This window comes from Streptomyces sp. NPDC012466 (genome assembly GCF_042955215.1).
In the GTDB taxonomy this organism is placed as follows: Bacteria; Actinomycetota; Actinomycetes; order Streptomycetales; family Streptomycetaceae; genus Streptomyces.
In genome coordinates this window covers 65,271-85,402 of sequence record NZ_JBIBEQ010000004.1, presented here as the reverse complement: position 1 = coordinate 85,402, position 20,132 = coordinate 65,271, and the positions used below count along the sequence as shown (strand labels likewise).

General features: G+C 71.3%; 22 protein-coding genes and 1 pseudogene. 14 read left to right on the top strand and 9 right to left on the bottom strand.

Annotation, left to right across the window (positions count from 1 at the left end):
* Positions 1–221: 221 nt before the first annotated feature.
* Positions 222–1,073, bottom strand: a complete 852-nt coding sequence (locus ACFY9E_RS16275; RefSeq protein WP_390983924.1) for a helix-turn-helix domain-containing protein — start codon at positions 1,071–1,073, stop codon at positions 222–224.
* A 111-nt stretch (positions 1,074–1,184) separates the two neighbouring features.
* On the opposite strand from ACFY9E_RS16275, the gene ACFY9E_RS16270 reads away from it, so the two are divergent.
* The 4 genes from ACFY9E_RS16270 to ACFY9E_RS16255 all read left to right on the top strand — a co-directional run bounded on the left by ACFY9E_RS16270 (position 1,185) and on the right by ACFY9E_RS16255 (position 4,213).
* On the top strand, positions 1,185–2,621 hold the full coding sequence (locus ACFY9E_RS16270) for an amidase family protein (protein WP_390983922.1): 1,437 nt from the start codon (positions 1,185–1,187) through the stop codon (positions 2,619–2,621).
* Between the two features lie 147 nt (positions 2,622–2,768).
* The gene (locus tag ACFY9E_RS16265) at positions 2,769–2,999 is read left to right on the top strand and encodes a hypothetical protein (protein WP_390983919.1); all 231 of its coding nucleotides are present in this window, start codon (positions 2,769–2,771) and stop codon (positions 2,997–2,999) included.
* 123 nt (positions 3,000–3,122) lie between these two features.
* Entirely contained in the window at positions 3,123–3,245 is a 123-nt protein-coding gene (locus tag ACFY9E_RS16260) for a hypothetical protein (protein ID WP_390983917.1), read from the top strand.
* Between the two features lie 161 nt (positions 3,246–3,406).
* On the top strand, positions 3,407–4,213 hold the full coding sequence (locus ACFY9E_RS16255; protein ID WP_390983915.1) for a leucine-rich repeat domain-containing protein: 807 nt from the start codon (positions 3,407–3,409) through the stop codon (positions 4,211–4,213).
* 29 nt (positions 4,214–4,242) lie between these two features.
* On the opposite strand, the gene ACFY9E_RS16250 is transcribed toward ACFY9E_RS16255, so the two are convergent.
* From ACFY9E_RS16250 to ACFY9E_RS16240, 3 genes are all read right to left on the bottom strand, one after another.
* On the bottom strand, positions 4,243–4,950 hold the full coding sequence (locus ACFY9E_RS16250) for a hypothetical protein (RefSeq protein WP_390983913.1): 708 nt from the start codon (positions 4,948–4,950) through the stop codon (positions 4,243–4,245).
* Between the two features lie 116 nt (positions 4,951–5,066).
* On the bottom strand, positions 5,067–6,179 hold the full coding sequence (locus ACFY9E_RS16245; RefSeq protein ID WP_390983911.1) for a DNA alkylation repair protein: 1,113 nt from the start codon (positions 6,177–6,179) through the stop codon (positions 5,067–5,069).
* Positions 6,180–6,273: 94 nt separating this feature from the next.
* Complete coding sequence (locus tag ACFY9E_RS16240; protein ID WP_390983908.1) at positions 6,274–6,570, bottom strand: hypothetical protein; 297 nt, start codon at positions 6,568–6,570, stop codon at positions 6,274–6,276.
* A 131-nt stretch (positions 6,571–6,701) separates the two neighbouring features.
* Between ACFY9E_RS16240 and ACFY9E_RS16235 the strand changes: the two genes are divergently transcribed.
* Positions 6,702–7,100, top strand: a complete 399-nt coding sequence (locus ACFY9E_RS16235; protein ID WP_390983906.1) for a DUF4440 domain-containing protein — start codon at positions 6,702–6,704, stop codon at positions 7,098–7,100.
* A 46-nt stretch (positions 7,101–7,146) separates the two neighbouring features.
* Positions 7,147–7,410: pseudogene (locus ACFY9E_RS16230) on the top strand (hypothetical protein); the annotation flags it as partial.
* Positions 7,411–7,448: 38 nt separating this feature from the next.
* On the opposite strand, the gene ACFY9E_RS16225 reads toward ACFY9E_RS16230, so the two are convergent.
* From ACFY9E_RS16225 to ACFY9E_RS16215, 3 genes are read right to left on the bottom strand one after another with little or no spacing between them, the layout of a single operon-like run.
* A complete protein-coding gene (locus ACFY9E_RS16225) occupies positions 7,449–7,970 on the bottom strand; it encodes a hypothetical protein (protein WP_390983903.1) in 522 nt (173 codons plus the stop codon).
* Between the two features lie 21 nt (positions 7,971–7,991).
* Positions 7,992–8,360: a metalloregulator ArsR/SmtB family transcription factor gene (locus ACFY9E_RS16220; protein WP_390983900.1), complete on the bottom strand. Its 369-nt coding sequence runs from the start codon at positions 8,358–8,360 to the stop codon at positions 7,992–7,994.
* Positions 8,357–8,803 carry an SRPBCC domain-containing protein gene (locus ACFY9E_RS16215; protein ID WP_390983898.1) on the bottom strand — a complete coding sequence of 149 codons (447 nt, stop codon included), beginning with the start codon at positions 8,801–8,803 and terminating at the stop codon, positions 8,357–8,359. Before ACFY9E_RS16215 ends, ACFY9E_RS16220 begins: the two co-directional genes overlap by 4 nt.
* A 276-nt stretch (positions 8,804–9,079) precedes the next feature.
* Here ACFY9E_RS16215 and ACFY9E_RS16210 point away from each other — a divergent pair, with 276 nt between their 5' ends.
* From ACFY9E_RS16210 to ACFY9E_RS16200, 3 genes are all read left to right on the top strand, one after another.
* Complete coding sequence (locus ACFY9E_RS16210; protein ID WP_390983895.1) at positions 9,080–9,601, top strand: DUF4232 domain-containing protein; 522 nt, start codon at positions 9,080–9,082, stop codon at positions 9,599–9,601.
* A 280-nt stretch (positions 9,602–9,881) separates the two neighbouring features.
* Complete coding sequence (locus ACFY9E_RS16205) at positions 9,882–10,508, top strand: methyltransferase domain-containing protein (RefSeq protein ID WP_390983892.1); 627 nt, start codon at positions 9,882–9,884, stop codon at positions 10,506–10,508.
* 119 nt (positions 10,509–10,627) lie between these two features.
* Positions 10,628–11,485, top strand: coding sequence for an LLM class flavin-dependent oxidoreductase (locus tag ACFY9E_RS16200; RefSeq protein ID WP_390983889.1), 858 nt, complete (start codon positions 10,628–10,630; stop codon positions 11,483–11,485).
* 25 nt (positions 11,486–11,510) lie between these two features.
* Here the strand turns inward: ACFY9E_RS16200 and ACFY9E_RS16195 are convergent, their stop codons facing one another.
* Positions 11,511–12,122 carry a WHG domain-containing protein gene (locus ACFY9E_RS16195; protein ID WP_390983886.1) on the bottom strand — a complete coding sequence of 204 codons (612 nt, stop codon included), beginning with the start codon at positions 12,120–12,122 and terminating at the stop codon, positions 11,511–11,513.
* 74 nt (positions 12,123–12,196) lie between these two features.
* On the opposite strand from ACFY9E_RS16195, the gene ACFY9E_RS16190 reads away from it, so the two are divergent.
* Positions 12,197–13,531 carry an alpha/beta fold hydrolase gene (locus ACFY9E_RS16190; RefSeq protein WP_390983884.1) on the top strand — a complete coding sequence of 445 codons (1,335 nt, stop codon included), beginning with the start codon at positions 12,197–12,199 and terminating at the stop codon, positions 13,529–13,531.
* A gap of 31 nt (positions 13,532–13,562) precedes the next feature.
* Here ACFY9E_RS16190 and ACFY9E_RS16185 read toward each other — a convergent pair whose 3' ends face one another.
* A complete protein-coding gene (locus ACFY9E_RS16185) occupies positions 13,563–14,192 on the bottom strand; it encodes a TetR family transcriptional regulator (protein ID WP_390983881.1) in 630 nt (209 codons plus the stop codon).
* A gap of 67 nt (positions 14,193–14,259) precedes the next feature.
* On the opposite strand from ACFY9E_RS16185, the gene ACFY9E_RS16180 reads away from it, so the two are divergent.
* From ACFY9E_RS16180 to ACFY9E_RS16165, 4 genes are all read left to right on the top strand, one after another.
* The gene (locus tag ACFY9E_RS16180) at positions 14,260–15,864 is read left to right on the top strand and encodes an FAD-linked oxidase C-terminal domain-containing protein (RefSeq protein ID WP_390983878.1); all 1,605 of its coding nucleotides are present in this window, start codon (positions 14,260–14,262) and stop codon (positions 15,862–15,864) included.
* Between the two features lie 1,525 nt (positions 15,865–17,389).
* Positions 17,390–18,154, top strand: coding sequence for a restriction endonuclease (locus ACFY9E_RS16175; RefSeq protein ID WP_390983875.1), 765 nt, complete (start codon positions 17,390–17,392; stop codon positions 18,152–18,154).
* Positions 18,155–18,185: 31 nt separating this feature from the next.
* The gene (locus ACFY9E_RS16170) at positions 18,186–19,556 is read left to right on the top strand and encodes a Fic family protein (protein WP_390983873.1); all 1,371 of its coding nucleotides are present in this window, start codon (positions 18,186–18,188) and stop codon (positions 19,554–19,556) included.
* Between the two features lie 107 nt (positions 19,557–19,663).
* Positions 19,664–20,089: a DUF6003 family protein gene (locus ACFY9E_RS16165; RefSeq protein WP_390983871.1), complete on the top strand. Its 426-nt coding sequence runs from the start codon at positions 19,664–19,666 to the stop codon at positions 20,087–20,089.
* Positions 20,090–20,132: the final 43 nt, after the last annotated feature.

The window sequence follows — 20,132 nt, the reverse complement described above, 5'->3', positions numbered from 1 at the left end:
CCCTGACCGGGGCCTTGCCGCAAGCCCCCCGATGCGCTATACCTTGGGAGAGGCAAGGAGATCTCTCTCCTTGCCTTCGGCGTTTTCCGGGGGCCGTCCGGCCAGAGACAGCGCGGGCGCGTCCTCTGCGGCAGCCGCCTGGCCGCGGCGATCCGTACCGCCGCTTCCGCGGCCCGGCTCCATCAGGCGCCCTGCCCTCCTCGGGTCGCACTGACGCCGCGTCACATCGTGGTGAGGTACGCGGGAGCAGCCCATGCGATGTCGTCGACCGCGAGCCACGGTGCACCGGCGACGGCCGTGGGTGTCGCCCCGGCGAAGGACCTGACATCGCGGTGGAGATGCGACTGGTCGGCGTAACCGGCCTCCGCGGCCACCTGTGCGGCGCTGAGCCCCGCGGCCAGACGGTGGGCCGCATCGTCGAAGCGGACGAGCTGAGCGGCACGCTTGGGGTTGAGGCCGATCTGGGAGCGGAACCGGGACCACAGCCGTTTGCGGCTCCATCCGGTCTCGGCGGCCAGCCGCTCGATCCGAATCCGCCCCCGGTGTGCGACGAGCTGTCCCCAGGCGAATGCCACCTCCGGGTCGACCCGGCGCCCCGCTTCGCACCGGCGGGCGAGCACGGCCTCTGCGATCGCGAATCGGTCCTGCCACGAGCCGGCGAGGCGCAGCCGCTCCTGAGTGCGCTCGGCCTCGGGGCCCCACAGGTCGCGCAGCGGAACGACCGTACGGCCCAGTTCCCCGGACCCGCCCAGTACGGCATGCGCGACCAGCGGCGACATGCGCAGTTGCAAGCACTCGATTCCATGGCCGCGGCCGTGGACGCCGTTGGGTGCGAGCCCGACGACGACACTGCCCTCGTGCCGCCCGCCGTCTTCGTCCTCGGCGGCGAGCGGACGGTCGCCGAGGTCTATCGCCACCGTGACGGCCGGGTACGGAACCACGTTCAGGTCGACGAGGTCACCGGTGCGGGCGCGGAATCCGGCCATGCTGATTCCGCGCAGCACAGGGGGCCGCGTCGGGGTGGCGATGTCCCATACCGCAGCAGCGTCAGAAGCCGGCTCGGCGGATCGCATGCGGCCAGGGTACGCGCGGACAGCGCGCGACATTCGTCCAAGACGCCGTCCCGCGGCCGCGGCGACGCTGGCGGCCAAGGCACTGTCCCGGAGCCGAAAGGATCGCTTGTGATGTCCTCGCCGATCGACCCCTTCACCCCGGCCGTCGAACTGGCCGCGGCCATTCGCCACAAGGAGGTGAGCCCGGTCGAGGTGGCCGACTGCTACGTGCGTCGGATGGACGAGCTCGACCCCCGGCTGAACGCCTTCTGCCACCGGGCCGACGACGACGTCCGCAAAGCCGCGGCCGATGCCGCCGATGCCGTGGCACGAGCCGCCTCGCCCGACGATCTCCCGCCGTTCCACGGTGTCCCGCTGCCGGTCAAGGATCTGGTCGACGTCGCGGGTTGGCCCACCACGCACGGCTCCGCCGGTGCCGACCGGACACCGGCCCCGGCGTCGGACCCGGTCGTGCGGCGTTTCGTGGACGCGGGGTTCGTACTGCTCGGCAAGACCACCACCTCCGAGTTCGGCGCGCTGCCCTTCACCGAGAGCGAGGCGCTGGGTGTTTCGCGCAACCCGTGGGACCCGCGGCGCACGCCTGGCGGTTCCTCCAGCGGTGCGGGCGTGGCCGTCGCCGCCGGGATGGCGCCCCTCGCGCACGCCCAGGACGGCGGCGGGTCGATACGGATCCCCGCCTCGTGCAATGGTCTGGTCGGTCTGAAACCGACCCGCGGCCTGGTCCCCCATGCGACCGTCAAGGTGGAGGGTCTCGCCACCAGCGGTGTGCTCACCCGCTGTGTGGCGGACACCGCGGCCGTCCTCGACGTGCTCGCGAGTCACGATCCGGCCGCGTGGTGGTCGCCCCCGGCCCGGCGCGAGTCCTTCACCGACGCGCTGGCGGCGGAAGCGCCCGCCGGACTGCGCGTCGGGGTGCTCACCGACTCGCCCGTCGCGGGCATCGCGGTGGACCCGGCCTGCACGACAGCCGTGGACCTCACCCTCCGCGCCCTCGAAGCGGCAGGCCACCGCATCGTCGACACCCGTCTTCCGCTGCCCTCGACGGACGAGCTGGTCGGGGCGTTCACCACGCTGTGGAACGTCGGCGGCGCGGGGATCCCGCTGGCGGATCCGGCCCGTGTCGAGCCACACAACCGCGCTCTGCGTGACGCGGCACGCTCGGTCGACTCCTGGACCTATGCGGAAGCGGTGCTGAGGACTCAGCAGTTGTCGCGGCGCGTCGTCGAAGGCTTCCTCGCCGGCTTCGACCTCCTGGTCAGTCCCACGATGGCGTGCCTGCCGCCGTCGATCGGCGCCTGGCGGGCGGGCACCGAGGAGGATCCGTCGGCTGCCGTGAGGAACAGCTACCCGATGGGGGTGTTCACGTCGCTGTTCAACGTGACGGGCCAACCGGCGATCTCCGTCCCCGTCCACCACGACCCCGCCACCGGCCTCCCCGTCGGCGTCCAGATCGTCGCCGCGCCCTGGCGCGAGGAACTCCTGCTCCAAGTGGCGCATGTGATCGAGCGGGCACTCCCCTGGGCCGGCCGTCGCCCCTCCATCGGCTGACCGGACACGACAGCACCCGCCCTGCCGGTCGGGCAGGGCGGGCGCCGACAGAGTCCGGTCCGCCGACGACGCCGCGAACGGCCGTATCGGGCATGGACGTTGGCCGTTCGGCGGAGGCTGATCTCCTCGTCCCGGTAGCCTCACGGCATGGACCAACTGCCCGCGAGTGTGGACCACGACATCCTGGCGCACCGGAGCATCGCCGCGATCGCGACGATCCGCGAGACGTGGGGCTGCACGGTTCACCAGGCACTCGACGCCTACGTGCAGCGCTACGAGGAACTCCGTCGCGACCGCCCGGGCGACTTCAAGCCGGGCTCGGAAGAAGAACACCGATCGCGGTCGGCACGCGGGGTGGGCGACGCCAAGAACCCGTAGGTGAGGGCCGGGTGCCCTGCTCAGGCGTTGGCGTGGCGACGCCAGGCCGTCCTCCGCGGAGCGGCATGGTGCACCGGCTCATCCGGGCTGTGAGCCTGCCGACGCCACAGCCAGAGCGACGTCATGGCCAGCAGGGCGGCGAAGACCACCAGCAACACCACCGAGACCCACATCTGGCGACTTCCTGGGCTGTCCCACCCCGCCGAAGCAGCCGTGGCGGCCCACAAGACGGCACCCCCGGCGTAAAAGGTGCGCATCCTGCGCAGCTGCCGCAGGGCTCGTACGGATTCAGCGTGATCATTTTCCGAGGCCATGCCGACGCAGGTACCCCCGATCCACGCCCCCTATCAGCCTCGGGCACGTCCCTTCGCGCAGGGAGGACCCTCGCTTCCGTATTCTTGGCGCCCATGACGGATGAGGGAGAGCCGCGGCTCTTTGTGAACCGCTGGGGCGACACCTCGGGCCAGGCGGTTGACGGGTCCCGCCGGGCGGACGCGTGCTCGTGCTTCGACCAGTCCCGGCCGCGCCCGGGGGCCCGGGTCGGTTTCCATCCCGAACGGCAGGACACCTCCGCGCCGGGCTGGCGGCGCCTGCTGGAGCTCGTGGATGAGGCCGCCGCCGACGGACGCGAGGAATTCCGCCCTCTGACCGAACTCACTCCCGAAGAGCGGCGACAGGTCATCACCCTGCCGCCGGGCATCGCCAAGCTCACCGCGGTCAGGCACCTCGTGCTCTACGGCAGCAACCTCGTCCGGATTCCGCCCGAGATCGGGGCCATGAGCAGCCTGGAGGAGTTCACCCCTTACACCTCCTACCGGCTGCACTGGTTCCCCTACGAGATCACTCGATGCCGGAGGCTGACCCGGAGCACGGTGAGCACGCGCGCGCTGTTCGGCAACTACAAGCTGCGGCCGCCCTTCCCACGGCTGGTGTCGTCGCCGGGCTCCGAGACAGCGCTCGACCTGAGGAATGCGGATCCCCGGCGCTGGGGCGCCACGGCCATCGACAGCTGCAGTGTCTGTGACCGCCCGATCGCGGCCGGTGGACTCCACCAGGTGTGGATCTCGCGGCGCGTGGCCACCGATGTGCTTCCTCTCCTGGTCAACGCCTGTTCGACGCGGTGTGTGACCGCTCTGCCCGATGGCGCCGAGGATCACCTCCCCACCCCGCACCGAGGTGGCCGAGTCGACCAGCCGGCATCTGACGAGGACTGACCGGCCTCGATCTTCACTGTGCGTCGTGATCAGGGTGACTCGGGCAACGCCGTGTGGTCCCGGTGGCGTTCGAGGAGGTAGGGCTCGTCGAGACGTACGTCGTCGGCGCGGTCCCGTACGTCGGTGAGGAGCCAGTCCAGCAGTTCGGGGGTGGCGTGGTACTCATCGTAGAAGCCCATGTGCAGGTCGGTGATCTCGAACTCGACCAGTACGGCGTCGATGAGGTCGGCCAGTCGCGCGTCGGCGGCCGGGGTGCGGGTGGCGGTCCACAGGTCCAGCCAGGGGCGCAGGTTGCCGGTGGCGACGGTGATGAGGCTGAGGACCCTTTTGACGGGGACGGGGCCGGGGTGGGTGTGCAGCGTGGCCTGCCACCATGCGGACCAGACGTCGCGGAGGGCCCTGCTCAGGGGCGCGTCCCAGGTGGTCCAGTCCGCTGCGAGCAGGCGCGAGGCGATGAGGTCTTCGTCGACATGGAGCTGGCCGGTGACGGCGGAACGGATGATGCGTGGCGTGAGACGGCGGTAGAGACGCGGGAAGTCGTCCCAGTGGCTTGGCACTTCGGCTGCGACGGCGGACACCAGATCCTCGGCCATGAGGTCGAGCGGTCCGCCGAGTTCGGTCAGGTCCTGGGCGCCGTAGCAGTACGTGCACCCGGTGACGGAGAAGGGCTCTTCGGAGGCGAAGGCGCGGTCCAGGGCGTCAAGCGCTGTCATGAGCTGCTGCCGGTGGCGAGACATGGCGACCTGCTGGGGGACTCCGTCCGGGCGACCGGCGAAGATCCCAGATTATCAGCCGGGCCCCCGTGGCCCCTGTGGCGGTGCTGCGGGGACGCGCCGGCGCCGGGGGTCGGGTGTCAGGATGTGTCCTCGTCGGTCAGTTCGAAGTCGGCGCGGGCTGACTCGACTCCATTGATCTGCAAGGAGATCGCGTGCCGTCCGGGGTAGTAGCGGCGGGTCGTGATCGGCCGGAAGGAGTGCTCGCGGCCTACTTGGACGCGTTCCCCGGGTGCGAGGGTGCGGGTGGTCAGCTTGAACGTCTTGCCCGTCCGGCCGCCGTTGGCCTTGCGGTGGTGCACGATGTAGTCGATCGTGAGCCGCGCCTGGGCGTCGCCGGTGTTGTGGATCGATACGGTGAAGCGGACACTGCCGCCGAACGGGACGGTTCGGTGGTCCAGATGGGGTCCGTCCACCTCCAGCGTCGCGGGGGCGAAGCCGAGCAGTTCCAGCGCTTCGGGGTGGCCGCGTTTGACGAGGGTGCGCAGTCCGTGGCGCACCAGGCGTTCCGTGGCCGCGTCGGGATCGTCCAGCCAGCGGCGGGCGGTGGTGATGACGAGGTCGGGGTGGTCGCGGCTGAGGTCGTTGAGGTGGTTGGCGACCGAGCGGCGCACGTAGTCGCTCTCGTCCCGGTGGAGGGCGTCCAGGATGGGGACGGTTGCTCCGGGCCGAGCCAGGATGTCCGGCACCCGCACCGACCAGGGCAGGTAGGGACGGGTTCCTTCGGAGGCGAGCCTGCGCACGTCGGCGTCGGCCGAGCCCGTCCAGCCGCTGATGATGCCGAGGGCCCGGTCGAGGTCGTGCCGCAGCAGTGTCCTGATGGCGAACTCCGAGGTGAGACGCCCGGTGAGGTCTGCGAGCAGCGTCATCGCATCGTCGAAGGCGGAGTCGCTGCCGTCCTGGACCGCGCGGGTGGTGAGAGCGCTGGTGACCGGCCAGATCAGCCATCCCGTGAAGTGCGGGGCGTTGTCCCGGGCGGAACGAATGGTGCGGGCCAGCGCCGCGTAGTCGCCGGGCAGGTCGGTCAGCAGAGCGTCTCGCAGCAGGTCGGCTCGTTCCCTGAGGGACAACGGGGCGATCTGTTGCGGGGCGGCGCGCAGTGACGTGAGGCCGGCGTCCGGAGCGGCGCTCTGAACGGCGTGGATGAGGCTCTGGACGGTGTCGTGGCCGATGAGTTCGTCGGCGGATGGCATGCGGTCTCTTCCATACGGTGAGGGTGGTGAGAGTGGTGAGCCGGCCCGATTCCCGGCGGGGGGTGACATCCGCCCGTCGACCCGGTCGCGGCGGTCAGGGGCTGTCCCCGCAGTGGTAGAAGCGGCATGTCACGCCGGGGCCCGGTATGCGCGGCTCGTCAGGGCCGGGACCGTACAGCGCGCGACCGCCGGGGAACTGCCCGAGTTCGGTGGGCAGGGCGGCTCCCGAGTCCAGCTCGTCCGGCGTCCACCCCGTGACGTCCAGCAGCAGTCCGTCCAGCGGCCCGCCGACGAGGTGAGCGTACGTCCGCCCTGGCCGGGGGCCCGGGTCGGGGTCGTCGTGGTCATGGCCGTAGACCCGGCCGCGCAGCAGCTGCTCATCTCCGTTCATGAGTCCAGCCTTCCAGCCACCACTGACAACGCGGGCTCGCCATGGGCGCCACGAGTGGTCCGGCCGGGGTGCGACCGCGTGCCGCTCGCCGGGATCGTGGTCCCCCGTACGGGAAGGCTCATGATGAAGGCATGACCGACCGTGATCAATTCCTGGGATGGGTCGAGACCGTGCTGTACGAGGCGGAGCTCGCGCTGCACAACGGTGACGCGGCTCCCCGCCGGGCGCTCTGGTCGCGCAACGAACCCGTGAGTGTCCTGGGGGCGTGGCGAAGCGCCTACGGGCAACAGGAGCTCGACCAGCTCTTCACCGCCCTCGGGAGGAGCTTCTCCGATTGCACGTCGTATGTGTTCGAACTGCGGGCGTTCGACGTTCGCGGAGACATGGCCTACACGGCCGGCCTGGAGCACACCTCCGCCCGCGTCGACGGAGAACCGCGCACCTACACGCTGCGGGCCACGCAGGTGTACCGCCGTGAGGAGGGCGAGTGGAAGGTGGCCCATCGGCATGGCGACACCGTGACCGGGTGACCGCAGTGGCAGCCCGCCTCGGGTTCCGTACCGCGGCGGCGCCCCGCACCGCGGGCTCCGCTACTCCGAGTACGCCGGTTCCCTTGCGGCGCTGGACACAGCGGGAAGAAGCCCACTCCGGCCTCGATCGCCGCCTCCTGCCCCGCCTTCGACGCCTCGTACGGCACGGGCTGCTTCTACGAACCGGCCTTCACGCCCGAGCCGTACGCCACCCGCGTGAACCCACGTCCCGGTGGCCTGAGTTGGCGCAACCCTCTCCGCTCGACAGGAGAGAGAGTGGAGCCGTCTGCCTCTGGTGGGCATCGCACCCCTGAGCCCGCCGACGGCGGGCACCGGTTGCCGGGCTGCTCACAGCCCCGGATGCACCGGGGTTACGGGCAGTGCGGCCGGGGGCACCGTACCGGTGGCCGCGCGAAGGTCGAGGAGTTGCCGCGTGTGTCTGGGCACGTGGTCCTCCGCGAGACCGTCGATGAGGCCGGCCAAGGGGACCGGCTGGTCCAGCACCAGTTCGGCGTCGGAGACCAGGAGCGACGGCACCGGAACCGAGGCGGTCTGCTCGCTGAGCCGGTCGGCGATGTCACACAGGACGGTGGCCTGGTCGCGGACGTGGTCGATCAGGTCCGCCCGGTCGGCGTGCTCGGCGATGATCCAGTTCAGGTTCCACGGGTCGAGGCTGATCCGGTTGTCGAAGGTGGGTCGTGAGCCGGCGACCACGCCCAGGGCGACCGCCGCGATCGAGGCGTCGACGCTGAGGAGGTGGGCCAGTACCTGGTCGGCGTTCCACCCGCCGTCGGCCGCCTCGCCGAGGTCGGGGCGGGCCGCGACGTCGAGGAGTCTGTCGTACGCTCCGCGCAGTGCTGCCGTGTCCATGGTGTGCCGTCCTTCAGTCGGTCAGTCGGGGTGGGCCGGATTCGCATCGCGCTCCGCCGCTTCGGCGACGCGCTTGATGTGGGCGAGCCGCCGGTCCCATTCCGCGGCGAGCGACGCCATCCACCGTGCCGTCGTGTCGAGCGCATCGGGCCGCACCGCGTAGCGCACCTCGCGTCCGACGCGGCCGCCGGACACCAGTCCCGCGGCGTCGAGGACGGCGAGGTGCTTGACCACCGCCTGCCGCGAGACGGGGAGTTGCCCGGCGAGCGTCGTGGCGGTGGCCTCGCCCTGGGCGGCGAGAAGGTCGAGCAGCCGGCGTCGCGTCGGATCGGCCAGCGCACCGATGACGCTGTCGACGACCTCGGCGGCGCCGGGGCTTTCCTCCGTCACGTGGCGGGCTGCTCGGCACGCGTCTTGAGCGCGTCGAGCTCCATGGGCCAGCCTTGGCTGTGGTCCTTGCGGTTCTGGCTGCGCAGTTCCTCTGATCCGGCCAGTGCCGCGAAGCCGCTCTCGACGACGCGGAGCCGCGTCCGGTCGCCTTCCTGGGTCAGCGTGAACTCCACCAGGGTGCTGTTGTTCTCGCGGAGCTCTTCACCGGGGAACGCGCTGGTCCAGCGGTAGGCCAGATACGTCGGCGGCTCGACCTTCTCCACGCGCACCGGGAAGTCGCCGTGCTCGGCGTTCTTCGCCACCATCGACTCGCCCTCCCTCGCCACGGTGCCGGGCAGGCTCGCTTTGTCGGCGACCCAGAACCCCGGCTGGGCCACCAGCGACCAGACCCGCTCCAGGGGCGCTGCGATCAGGGTTTCGCGTTCGATCCGGTCCTCGGTCATGAGGGGCTCCTTCACTGATTACATCTTCTGCAACCTCAGAGTTGCACATGCCTCACCCTTGCGCAACCTGGGAGTTGCGCTTTGATGGCAGGGAGACTCGGGTCGCGTCCCGGCCGGCCGTTCCAGGCGGTCAGCGTCTGTGCTGGTCAGCGGCCGTTCCAGCGTTCCGGCATCCCGGAGTGGCCGCCTGCTGTGGCGACCGGGACGCAGTACGGAACAGGCTTCGGTCGTCCGAGCAACTCGCCGGACACCCCACTTCGCACCATGGAGATCTCGATGCGTTCGCGCTTTGCCGCCCACTCCGCCCGCCTCGCCCTGGCCGCGGTCGCGGCGGTGTCTCTCACCGCCACCGCCACCACGACCGCTACCGCCGACAGCCGTGGCGACGCCGTGCGGGCCTGCGGAACCAAGGACCTGACCTTCAAGCTGAGCTCGAAGACGCAGGCGGGCGGCTACTTCCTCGTCACCGCCAAGGCCAAGTCCGGCGTCACCTGCTATCTGAGGGGTGTCTTCCCCTCCGCGTCCTTCGGCTCCTCCCCCGACACCGAGGTGTCGCCGGCCGAGCACGGTGTCAGCGAGAACATCACCCTGTCCGGCTCCCGCGCCGCCTACGCCGGCATCAACCCCAAGAGCACGAACGGCGACCACGGCAAGCAGTTCGACCGGATCCACCTGTCCGTGGCCGGCGACGAGACCAACGCCGTCACCCTCACCCTCCCCGAGACCGCCACCGTCGACCGGCCGGTCGCCACCAACTGGCACACCGACCCCGCCGACGCGGTTCCGTTCCCCAACTGAGGCTCCACGCCGGACGGACGTGCCGTGCCCGGTGACAGCAGCGTCGCTCACCGGCGGGACCATACGCCCCGTCGAAGTGACGAGCCCGTGGCAGCCGCCCCGGCCGCACGGCATACCGTCGGCCGGGGCGGCACGGACGCCAGGTCACATCCCACGGCCCACAGCACCTCCCCGTCCGTGTCACCCCGGACCGGACGGCCGTCTTGCCGTATCCGCAAGTTTGCGTGCCGGGCCTCGGGGCGTCTGGTGAGACTGGGCGCCACCGACACGAGGAGGCCTGATGACCACCACCGATGCGGTCGCGTTCTGGGACGGTGTCTACGCGGCCCGGCCGGCAGCCGACGGCCCGCGGCCCAACGCTCGCCTCACCGAGATCGTGACGGGCCTGCCGCCCGGCGACGCGCTCGACCTCGGATGCGGTGAGGGAGGCGACGCACTGTGGCTCGCCGGCCAAGGGTGGCGCGTCACCGCCGTCGACATCTCGGCCGTGGCGGTCGAGCGGCTCGCGGCCCTCGCCCGTTCGCACGGCCTGGGCGACCGCGTCATCGCGGAACGGCACGACGTGCACGCGTCCTTCCCGTCCGGCGCGTTCGATATGGTCTGCGCCCACTATCTGCACACCCCCTTCGGTCTGGACCGGTCGAACGCCTTGCGCTCAGCCGCCCACACACTGCGCCCGGGCGGACGACTGCTGGTGGTCGACCACGGATCGACCGCGCCGTGGTCGTGGAACCAGGATCCCGGCATCCGGTACCCGAGCCCGGACGAAGTCGCCGCGGGAATCGGTCTGGACCCTCGGACATGGACGGTCGAGCGGGCCGACGCACCCCGCCGGATCGCGACCGGACCGGACGGGCGCACCGCCGAGGTCATCGACCACGTCCTCCTCATCCGCCGCGCGGTCTGACGCGGCGGGCGGGCCGGAGCGTCGACCGGCCCGGCAGGTCCAAGGACCGGGGTACTGACGTACCGTCACGTGGGGGCGATCCGATTGCCCCTTCCTCCTCGGTCGCGGATCCTGCTGGGATGCGCTTCTCCGTCAACATCCCCAATTTCGGCGACTTCGCCGATCCCCGGAACGTCGCGACCGTGGCTGCGGCCGCCGAACAGGCCGGTTGGGACGGGCTGTTCATCTGGGACCACGTGCTGCACCGGCAGCACCAGGGGCGTCCCTTCGGAGACCCCTGGATGGCCCTCACGGCGGCCGCGCTGGCGACGTCCCGCATCCGGCTGGGCACCCTGCTCACACCGGTCCCCCGTTACCGTCCGCAGCAACTCGCCCGCCAGGTGGCCACCCTGGACCATCTCAGCGGTGGCCGGGTGATCTTCACCGCCGGCCTGGGCGGCCCCGTCGAGGACGAGTACCGCAGTTTCGGCGACGCCGCCGAGCCGCGCATTCTCGCCGAACGGCTGGACGAGGGACTGGAGTTGCTGAGGCGCTTCTGGACAGGCGAGCCGGTGGACCACCACGGCCGGCACTTCGCGGCCCGGGACGTGACACTGCTGCCCGCCACCGTGCAGCGGCCCGGTCCGCCGGTGTGGATCGGCGGGTTCTGGCCGCGTCGCCCTCCGATGCGGCGGGCAGCGCGATGGGACGGTGCGGTGCCCCTCTTCGAGACGGCTCGGCATGGCCATGTCCCCGACGTGGCGGACGTACGGGAGCTCGTCGCCTATGTGCGCAAGCACCGTACGGGCGGGGCCGACCAACCCTTCGAGTTGGTGCTCGGCGGTGCCACCTCCCCCGGCACGGCCGAGGACGTGATCGGTCCGCTGCGCGACGCGGGCGCCACCTGGTGGGACGAACGCCAGGTCCAGACAGGTCCCGATCTGGACCGCCTGCCCCCGGTGCTGCGCCGGATCGAGGCGGGCCCGCCGGTGTTCTAGGCGACCGTTCGGGAGCGCAGGGCCGTCAAGGAGCGGCCCTGCGAAGGGTGCTGAACACCTCCGGGGGCGTCCACCCGCGCACCATGGCGTGAATCGCCGACCGGAACGCCGCCTCCGACGTGGCGGCGTCGAGGGCCCCGGCCAGTTCGAGCGTCACCAGCCCGTGCATGGCCGCCCAGAGCGACAGGGCGATCGACGTCGCGTCGCCTTCGAGGACGGACTCCGTCAAGCCGCGGTCGATCGCCGCGAGGAGCGGACGGATCGGGTCACTTCCACCGACCTCGCCCGACGGGTCGAAGGACTGCACACCGCCGAACAACACCGTGTACAGGTGGCGGTGTCCGCAGCCCCAGCGACGGTAGGCGACGGCCAGCGCGTAGAGGTCGGCGAGGGGGTCCGCCGAGGTACGCACCGCCGACACCTCCTGGAACAGACCGGCGACGGCTCTGTCGCGCACCGCGCCGATCAGCCCGTCCTTACCGCCGAACAGGGAGTACACCGCCGTCGTCGACGCCTCCGCGGCGGCTGCCACCGCACGGACCGTGACCGACTCACGCGGACGCGTCGCGAGCATCTCGGTGGCGCACTGCACGAGCCGTTCCCTGACGGCTTCGTCGTTCGTTCTCGGCCTACCCACGACCGGCAGCCTACCTCCTCTGATAACGTCGTTTTGAAACAGCGTTCTGAAACTGTTGCCGGAGGAGTCCCGTCATGCCCGCATCCGTCATACGTCTCGCCCGCGTCACCGGGCGCTTATCGCTGGCCCTGGCCGCCGTCGCGGCGCTGGTCGTCGTGTTTCTCACGCTGATCGCCCTCACGGACGGGGCGGGTTCGGGGCTCGCCGCATGGTCGACGACCGTCGGTGCCGGGTTCGCCCTCGCGCTGTGGCGGGCTCGGCGTCGCGCCTGGCCGGCACGGCTCGTGCCGTTTCTCCCGGTGGTCGTCGCGGCGGCGTTGACGGTGACGGTCTGCATCCCGACCGTGCCCACGGACCGGCGACACCCGCCCGCCCTGCCGTTCGTGGTCACGCAGCATTGGAACCTGAGCACGGGCAGCCGGGTCGCGGTGTACCACTACCCGCCGGCGGACCGCGGTGCCCGGCAGCCCGTCCCGTTCGTGTACCTCAACGGAGGACCGGTCCGCGGCATCTCGGTGCTCGACCACCGATTCCTGCAACTCCTGGCACGCCGGGGCTACGACGTCTACGCCTACGAACCCGCCGGCGCCGGACGAAGCGACCTCCTCCCCATGGACCGGTACACGATCTCCAGGTCGGTCCGCGACCTCGGCGCCTTCGTCGACCGCCTGGACAAGGGCAAGGTCGACATCCTCGGATTCTCCGCGGGTGGGGTGGTGCTCACCCGGGCCCTCGCCGATCCGGGTGTCGCCGCACGCCTGCACCGGGCGATCGTCGCCGAGCCCGGCCCCATGGACGGCCCCACCGCACGCATTACCGGCCACAAGGGCCGAACCTCGGCACGGGACCTCGCGCCGGCCATGACCGGACCACGATCGACACATGTCCCCCGGTACGCCGTGGCGTTCGGCCTCATGCGACTCGGGCTCCTCTCCCCCGGCACCGGGCTGATCGGACAGACCGAGGGCGACAACGCCTTCACCGCCGCAGACCTCGGCACCGACACCGCGTCCGCCTACTGCGCGCGCGACGCGCACCGCATCCCCACCGAGGACATCGCCCGGAACTTCTCCTTCAGCCCCGCCGCCAGCCTCCGTGTCCAGCAGACGATCAGTGACTCGCCCTCGATCGCACCGCGACTGGGGCGGTCCCGGACTCCGGCGATGCTGATGATCGCCGAGTGCTCCTCCCAGGTCCGGCAATGGGCGACCGCCGTCCTTGCCCACGACCCCGCCCTCGGGCGCACGCAGTACATGCCCGGAGTCGGGCACCACATGTGGAACGGTCTGGACGACAACAACGACCGTGCCGCCGCCGTCGTCACCGCGTTCCTTCAGGACAAGCCGGCGCCCCTGCCGAACTATCCGGCCCGCGGGGACATCCCCGCTTTCCTGCGTGACCACAAGTGAACGCCCCCGCAGGTGAAGGCGTCGCGGCCCGTCAGTCCGACGTCTCCGCGAGGAGGGTGCGGCCGGCCGCGAAGAGCCGGGCGCAGCGTCGGGCCATGGCTTCGGGGGTCTGGTCGGGGTGCTTGACCCACCAGCGGACCAGTGCGGTGCACAGGCCGCGCCAGGCGTGCGCGAGGGCGTCGGCGTCCAGCGGGTCGTCGGACCCGGTGGTGTGGAGGAGGTCGGCGGTGCCGGTCACGGCGAGGTCGTCGATGACGCCGCGGTAGTACGCCGCGCGCCGGGCGGCGTCACTGTCGGGCGGCAGCGTGGCGTCGTAGAGGACGAACCACGCCTCCCGCTGCCCGTCCAGGGCGGTGAACAGGGCGTGCAGGACGCGCAGGGCGGCGGGAGGCGCGGCGGGGGCGTCGGTCATGGCGGTGCGGATGGCGTGCAGGAGCCGCTCGCCCACGGGGTTCAGGCAGGCGAGGTAGAGATCCTGCTTGCTGCCGAAGTAGTGGTGCAGCAGCGGCTTGGTGACGCCGACCCGGGTGGCGATGGCGGCCATGGTGGTGGCCTCGTAGCCGTGGCGGCCGAACTCCTCGGTGGCCGCGGCCAGGACCTGTCGTTCGCGCGCGGCCCTGGGGACTCCCTTGGTACCGGCCTTGGAAGGGGGCGTTGGCATGGAACTGATATTACCCTAGGGTAATTTTCCGTTGGGTAAATTCCTGCGGCCCGCTGGGAGCACACTCATGCCTGCCTCACCCTCCGGCCCCGGCACCTCCCGCGCCCGTTCCTGGTGGGGCTGGGGCTACGCGGACGCCCACCTCGGCGACGCCGAATGCACCGCCCTGGGCGCCCTGCTGCCGGGCACGGCGGCCCGCCCGTTGCCGATGCCCCGGGTCGCCGACCTGACGATCGCCCCACCCGGCGTGGCACCTCCGCCCACCCTGGAGCACCTTGTCACCACCGATCCCGAAGTACGCGCCGCCCACTCCATGGGCAAGGCCTACCGTGACGTCGTCCGGGCCCTGCGGGGCCGACCGGGCCGGATCCCCGACCTGGTCGCCCGTCCGACCGGCGACCGGGAGGTGACCGACCTGCTGGACTGGGCCGGCGGGCACGGTGTGGCCGTCATCCCCTTCGGCGGTGGCTCCTCGGTGGTCGGCGGCGTCGAATACCGCGGTGACACCCACCGTGCCGTGCTGTCGCTCGACCTGACGTCCATGGACCGGGTTCTGGAGATCGACACCGTCAGCCGCTCGGCCCGCATCCAGGCCGGGGCGCTCGGTCCCGTGCTGGAGGGGCAGTTGCGGTCCCACGGCCTCACCCTGCGCCATTTCCCGCAGAGCTTCGAGTTCTCCACGCTCGGCGGCTGGCTCGCCACCCGGGCCGGGGGCCACTACGCCACCGTCCGCACCCACATCGACGACTTCGTGCAGTCCCTGCGGGTGATCACGCCTGCCGGATCGGGCACGTCCTTGCGGCTGCCCGCATCCGGTGCCGGGCCGTCTCCCGACCGTCTGTTCCTCGGCTCCGAGGGCGCGCTCGGCGTCATCACCGAGGCGTGGATGCGCCTTCAGGAGCGGCCGCGGTACAAAGCCTCGGCGTCGGTGGCGTTCGCCGACTTCCACCAGGCGCTGGAGGCGGTGCGTGCCATCGCCCAGTCCGGCCTCTCCCCCGCCAACTGCCGTCTGCTCGATCCCGGCGAGGCGCTACTGTCCGGTGCTTCGCACGACGGATCCTCCGTCCTGGTCCTGGGCTTCGAATCCGCCACCGGCCCCGTCGACGCCCCCCTCACCAGCGCCCTGGACCTGGCCCGCGCTCACGGTGGCCGCGGCGGGGTCCCCACGTCGGACCGCGACGGACCGGCCGACACGGCCGTGAGTGCCTGGCGCTCGGCGTTCCTGCGCATGCCCTATCTGCGCGACGGTCTGGCCCGCATGGGTGCCGTCGTCGAGACTTTCGAGACCGCCGCCACCTGGGACCGGATTCCCGCCCTGATCGACGCCGTCCGCACCGAGGTCGGGTCAGCCGCCCTGAAGGCCACCGGGCACCCGGCCAACGTCAACTGCCGTCTGACACACGTCTATCCCGACGGCGCGGCCCCCTACTTCACCGTGGCCGTAGCCGGCCGCCCGGGCGAGGAGGTCGGCATCTGGGACGACATCAAGGCTGCCGCGAGTGAGGTCCTGCACCGCCACCGGGCCACCATCACCCACCATCACGCCGTCGGCCGCGACCACCGGGCCGGCTACGACCTCCAGCGCCCGGAACCCTTCGCGCTGGCCCTGCGTGCCGCGAAGGACGCCCTGGACCCCCGTCACATCCTCAACCCGGGCGTTCTGATCGATTGACCGACGTCGGATCTCCGGAGTCGGCCAAGGGCTGCCCCGCAAGATCACGTCAGCGATGGCCGCCTGCTCCCCTGAGCGGGCCGACCTGCACCGGTGTGCGGAGTTGGGGGGTGGGGACACGGCACAACACCTCCAGTCCCGAGCCGGCTGCCGGGGCCTGTCCGACCCACCCCCCATGGCCGCGAGTCCCTCACGATCTCCGTCCGGCCCCTCACATCGCACCGTATCCCGAGCCACTGACAACGCGGCCGGTCCGTGGGAGAAGGCGACGGAGCACCTGCCCGGCGGCCGGCCCGGGTATCCCGACGTACCACTCGACCAGCGGGTACGGGACGGCTCTCGACTAAGCGAGCCAGAGGGAGCTGCGCCGATGACGCGTCGGCGGGATGTCCGCCGATTCCGCCGCGTCGAGGGCGAGTTGGCCTTCGGCCGAATTCACCAGCTTCAACAGAGCCTCCACTTGGGTGCGCAGACGCTGCCGCGCCCGGCGTTCCTGCGCTGCGGACCACTCGGCGACGGAGCGGTCCCGCTGGTGCCGAGCGAACGAGTAGACCTCCACCGTGCGCCGGATCCTGCGAGGTCGGGGCCTTCCGGACTCTCGTGCCGCGTCGGTGAAACTGCGTGCGCTGTACCGGAGGTCGTAGAGAACCACGGAATGCCAGGACGTTCCTGACGAGCGGTCGTCTGCGCTCCGGCTCGGTGAAGGGGGAAGATGGCGGGCGGTGCGAGCCACGGGACTCCGTTCGCAGCAACCACCAGGTATCTCCTGGCGGGCTACCTGAAGCCGGTCGGCCCGGTGGAGCGTGCGTTTCCCATGCGCGAAACCCTATCCCGCCGCTTCCGCGTGCGCAGGCTCGTTGTGTGCCCGCGCCTCCAGCCCGGACATCGGCCGTGCCAGAATGGCGGCATGGTTCTGATCCGAAAGGGCTATGCCGCGTAGGCGTCCCCAGGCCGTCCGCGCCGAGCGGTGGCGGCCGTGCAAGCACATGCCGGTGCGCCGGATCCCGTCCGTATCGGCTCGGACTCGCGCCGCGGTGCGGCGTGTTGAGGCCGAGCATCTGTGGCGGATGCCGATGCCCATGCTCTCCGCCGGTTCGAGTGGGCTTTCCGGCAGCCGGGTCGATATCTGACCGGCCCTTACGAGAGTCCCGGCATCGAGATCGAGGACGGTCGAGACGACCTGGAAGTGGCCCTGCGACATCTGCCGAGTGGAGCCCGGGCGGATCTGGGTCGTCTGGTGGAGCGGATCGACGTGGAGTTCGAGCGCCGTACGCTCCCGGATCCGGGGTGGGCGTGCGAGTGGACGGCGGGACGCTGGTGGTGGTGGCGCATCCGGGAACGGTGACGACGTAGCTCGGGAGGCCCGGTGACGGTCCACGCTTTCCGGTAGACGCTGGTCGCCTCCGGGCCAGAGCCAGCGCTCCGGGCAGGGACACCGCACGTACGGCGGCGTGAGCGGTGAAGGTGGCGATCTTGGGAAGACGGTGGGGGTGATCTTGCTGTTGGTCCCAAGAGGGGGGATGTCGTGACAGTGCCTGTGCGCCGTACACCGTTCGGGAAGCGCCGGTATGGGTTCGATCTTCGATCGACCGCCCTGTTCTTCCTGTTCCTCGCCGTGGTCGTGTGCGTCCTCGGGCTCGCCGCCCGCGTGGTGGCGGGTGCCGTCGAGCGGCGTCCTGCCTGGATGTTCGTGCTGGTCGCCGTGGGTGTCGCGGGTTGCCTGGGCCTGCGGCGCCGGGTGCACGTGGCGAGGGCGGCCCGCCGGGCCGCGGCAGCGCTGGACGAGGCCGCGAGGGAGGCTGCCGATGTGCTGGAGGCCCCCCCGGTGCCCCGTCCGCGGGAGGTCGTCGAGGTCGCCGTCGACTACGACGCCCTGACGCCCGAGGAGTTCGAGGAGGCGATAGCCGCACTCTGCGCACGCGACGGCTGCTCCGGCGTCGAAGTCGTGGGCGGCGCAGGGGACTTGGGCGCTGATGTCATGGCCGCGACACCCGACGGGCGTCGGGTCGTCATCCAGTGCAAGCACTACGACCCCTCCCATCGCGTCGGCTCCCAGGACCTCCAGCGTTTCGGCGGCACGTGCTTCACCGTGCACGAGGCCGACATCGCCGTGCTCGTCTGCACGAGCGACTTCACAGCACCGGCGGTCGAGTACGCCGACCAGTGCGGGATCGTGTGCGTCGACCGGGAAGGCCTGGAGGCGTGGACGGAGGGCACCGGCCCCCGGCCCTGGGAGACTGCCCGGGGTGGCGAGGCGGCCGGGTGGGAGGCAGCCGGTGCCGAGTACTGAGGCGTGCGGGGCGATGTGAAAGGCTTGCGGCGTGATACCTGTACTGGCCCCCCGGTTTCTGAGCTGGGACGATGTGGACCCCGCCCGTCATCATCCCTTCGACGCGGGGTCGGTGGCGCGGGTGGTCCACTCGCTCGGGCCGGCCCGGTGTGTGCCGATCCGGCCGGATGTCGCCTTCGCCGACCCGGCGATGACTGCCTGGAGTCAGGACGAGGCCGACCTGTGGGCCGATGCCATGTCACATGCCCTGGTGCAGCATTACGGCCGCTGGACCACGGGCTGGCGCTGGTCGCACGACGAAGGGGACTTCGACGGAGGGCCCGTCGGGAACTGGTGCTGCCCGCGGGACTCGATCACCACCCCCGAGGAGACGCTCCCCCGTGTGGTCGCGGCACTGTGCGAATGGCGCGCATGGCTCGAAAGCCTCGCCGGATGGATCGAGGCGTACCCGCTGGATCTGGACACCGTCGAGGACAACCGGATCGTGTGGGAGCGGGCCGCCCGCAACCTGATCCTCCAGGTGACCGACCGCACCGGGTGCGGCAGCGGCTGGCACAGCCACTGCCGCCAGGTACTCGGCTGGTTCCTCGACCGGTGGTCCGTCGCATCCGACGTCGCCGAGGAACTGGTCGACCGTGCCATCGGCGGGCGGTTCGAGAGCTGGACCGGCCCGGACGACGCGCTGGTCGACGATGTCGCCGAGCGGCTCGCGCACTCCCTGCGGCCGGAGGACAAGGCACCGTCTCCCGAGCCGCCGCCGGACCACCTCGACCAGTGGCTCGCGGTGCGCGGGAGCGTGCCGTGGCAGCAGGTCCCGGACAGTGGCGCGGACGGACCGGTGATGCCGTACCGCGACGGCGCGGCCGAGGACATCCGGGGTTTCGACGCCGCCGTGGACCCGGCCCGGGGCCGTGGCCTGCTCGCCGCCCTGGAGGAGCTGCGAGCCGAGGCCGCACGTGACGCCGGCCTCGACTTCGAGCTGTTGCAGCGCTGGCAGCAGCACGTCCTGGGCACCTCGGAGCCCCCGCCCTTGCGCAGCCTGCCCGCCTTCGCGAAGGGCGGCCGGGAGCGCTACGGCATCGGCCCGGACACCCGAGCGCGCCTGAACGCCTGCCTGGCCGAGAGCGCATTCGACGCCGAACGGCCCCTCCCCCTGACCGCTCGCGCCGCACGCGCCTACCTCGACGTCTGCTTCTTCCACCCCTTCGACGACGGCAACGCCCGCTCCGCCTTCCTCACCCTGATCTTCGTCCTCGCCCGTGAGGGCATAGCCCTCGACGACGTCATCCTGCTGCGCCGCGTCAGCTTCCGGGCCGACGATCCCCAGGACGCGCTCACCCTCGCCCGGTACATCGACGTCCACCTCACCGAGACGCGGCGCCGTGCCTCCGCCCCCGCGTGAGCGCACCTCACATGGGTGGCCTTACCCGTTCGTGGTGATCCGGCGGTAATCCGCGCTCGGCGGGGTAATGGGATGGCGATCAGCCACCTGTTGAGAAGGAGCCGCGGATGACCGACGACGCCTACTTGTTCCTGCTTGACGACGTGTCCGCGCCGCTCGGTGTGGCACCGGCCGCCGTCGGTGAACTCGCCTGCATGGAGACTCCCGCGGTTCGCGCCTGGCTCGACGCCCAGGGCAGCACGCCGACCTCGCCGCACCTGCGTCTGCTCCCGCCGGAGGAGACGGCGGCCGTGCCCGAGGGAGCGGAACGACTGCCCGTCCCGCTGAGCGACGAGGAGCTGAACCGCCTCCGTCACCAGATGGCACCGGAACCGCAGGCCCGGCTGGAGGAGGAACTGCTCGCCTACCGTGACAGTACGGACGGGCGGGACGGTCTGATCGGACGCGCACTGGCTGCCGGCGTGGCACCGCACCGCATCGTCGAACTGACCGGCGTGGATCCCGCCACGGTGACCGCCGCCGCGAGCCGTTGACGACTCGGCGCCCCCCTCCGCGCCGTCGAGCGATCGGCCCCGT

Excerpts from the sequence above, each read along its gene's own strand:
- ACFY9E_RS16215 (WP_390983898.1), bottom strand. The coding sequence starts at position 8,803 with ATGACCGAGGACCGGATCGAACGCGAAACCCTGATCGCAGCGCCCCTG.
- ACFY9E_RS16255 (WP_390983915.1), top strand. The coding sequence starts at position 3,407 with ATGACGGATGAGGGAGAGCCGCGGCTCTTTGTGAACCGCTGGGGCGAC.
- ACFY9E_RS16190 (WP_390983884.1), top strand. The coding sequence starts at position 12,197 with ATGCCCGCATCCGTCATACGTCTCGCCCGCGTCACCGGGCGCTTATCG.
- ACFY9E_RS16180 (WP_390983878.1), top strand. The coding sequence starts at position 14,260 with ATGCCTGCCTCACCCTCCGGCCCCGGCACCTCCCGCGCCCGTTCCTGG.
- ACFY9E_RS16265 (WP_390983919.1), top strand. The coding sequence starts at position 2,769 with ATGGACCAACTGCCCGCGAGTGTGGACCACGACATCCTGGCGCACCGG.
- ACFY9E_RS16245 (WP_390983911.1), bottom strand. The coding sequence starts at position 6,179 with ATGCCATCCGCCGACGAACTCATCGGCCACGACACCGTCCAGAGCCTC.
- ACFY9E_RS16240 (WP_390983908.1), bottom strand. The coding sequence starts at position 6,570 with ATGAACGGAGATGAGCAGCTGCTGCGCGGCCGGGTCTACGGCCATGAC.
- ACFY9E_RS16235 (WP_390983906.1), top strand. The coding sequence starts at position 6,702 with ATGACCGACCGTGATCAATTCCTGGGATGGGTCGAGACCGTGCTGTAC.
- ACFY9E_RS16165 (WP_390983871.1), top strand. The coding sequence starts at position 19,664 with ATGACCGACGACGCCTACTTGTTCCTGCTTGACGACGTGTCCGCGCCG.
- ACFY9E_RS16205 (WP_390983892.1), top strand. The coding sequence starts at position 9,882 with ATGACCACCACCGATGCGGTCGCGTTCTGGGACGGTGTCTACGCGGCC.
- ACFY9E_RS16225 (WP_390983903.1), bottom strand. The coding sequence starts at position 7,970 with ATGGACACGGCAGCACTGCGCGGAGCGTACGACAGACTCCTCGACGTC.
- ACFY9E_RS16260 (WP_390983917.1), top strand. The coding sequence starts at position 3,123 with ATGGCCAGCAGGGCGGCGAAGACCACCAGCAACACCACCGAGACCCAC.
- ACFY9E_RS16200 (WP_390983889.1), top strand. The coding sequence starts at position 10,628 with ATGCGCTTCTCCGTCAACATCCCCAATTTCGGCGACTTCGCCGATCCC.
- ACFY9E_RS16275 (WP_390983924.1), bottom strand. The coding sequence starts at position 1,073 with ATGCGATCCGCCGAGCCGGCTTCTGACGCTGCTGCGGTATGGGACATC.
- ACFY9E_RS16250 (WP_390983913.1), bottom strand. The coding sequence starts at position 4,950 with ATGTCTCGCCACCGGCAGCAGCTCATGACAGCGCTTGACGCCCTGGAC.
- ACFY9E_RS16185 (WP_390983881.1), bottom strand. The coding sequence starts at position 14,192 with ATGCCAACGCCCCCTTCCAAGGCCGGTACCAAGGGAGTCCCCAGGGCC.
- ACFY9E_RS16270 (WP_390983922.1), top strand. The coding sequence starts at position 1,185 with ATGTCCTCGCCGATCGACCCCTTCACCCCGGCCGTCGAACTGGCCGCG.
- ACFY9E_RS16210 (WP_390983895.1), top strand. The coding sequence starts at position 9,080 with ATGCGTTCGCGCTTTGCCGCCCACTCCGCCCGCCTCGCCCTGGCCGCG.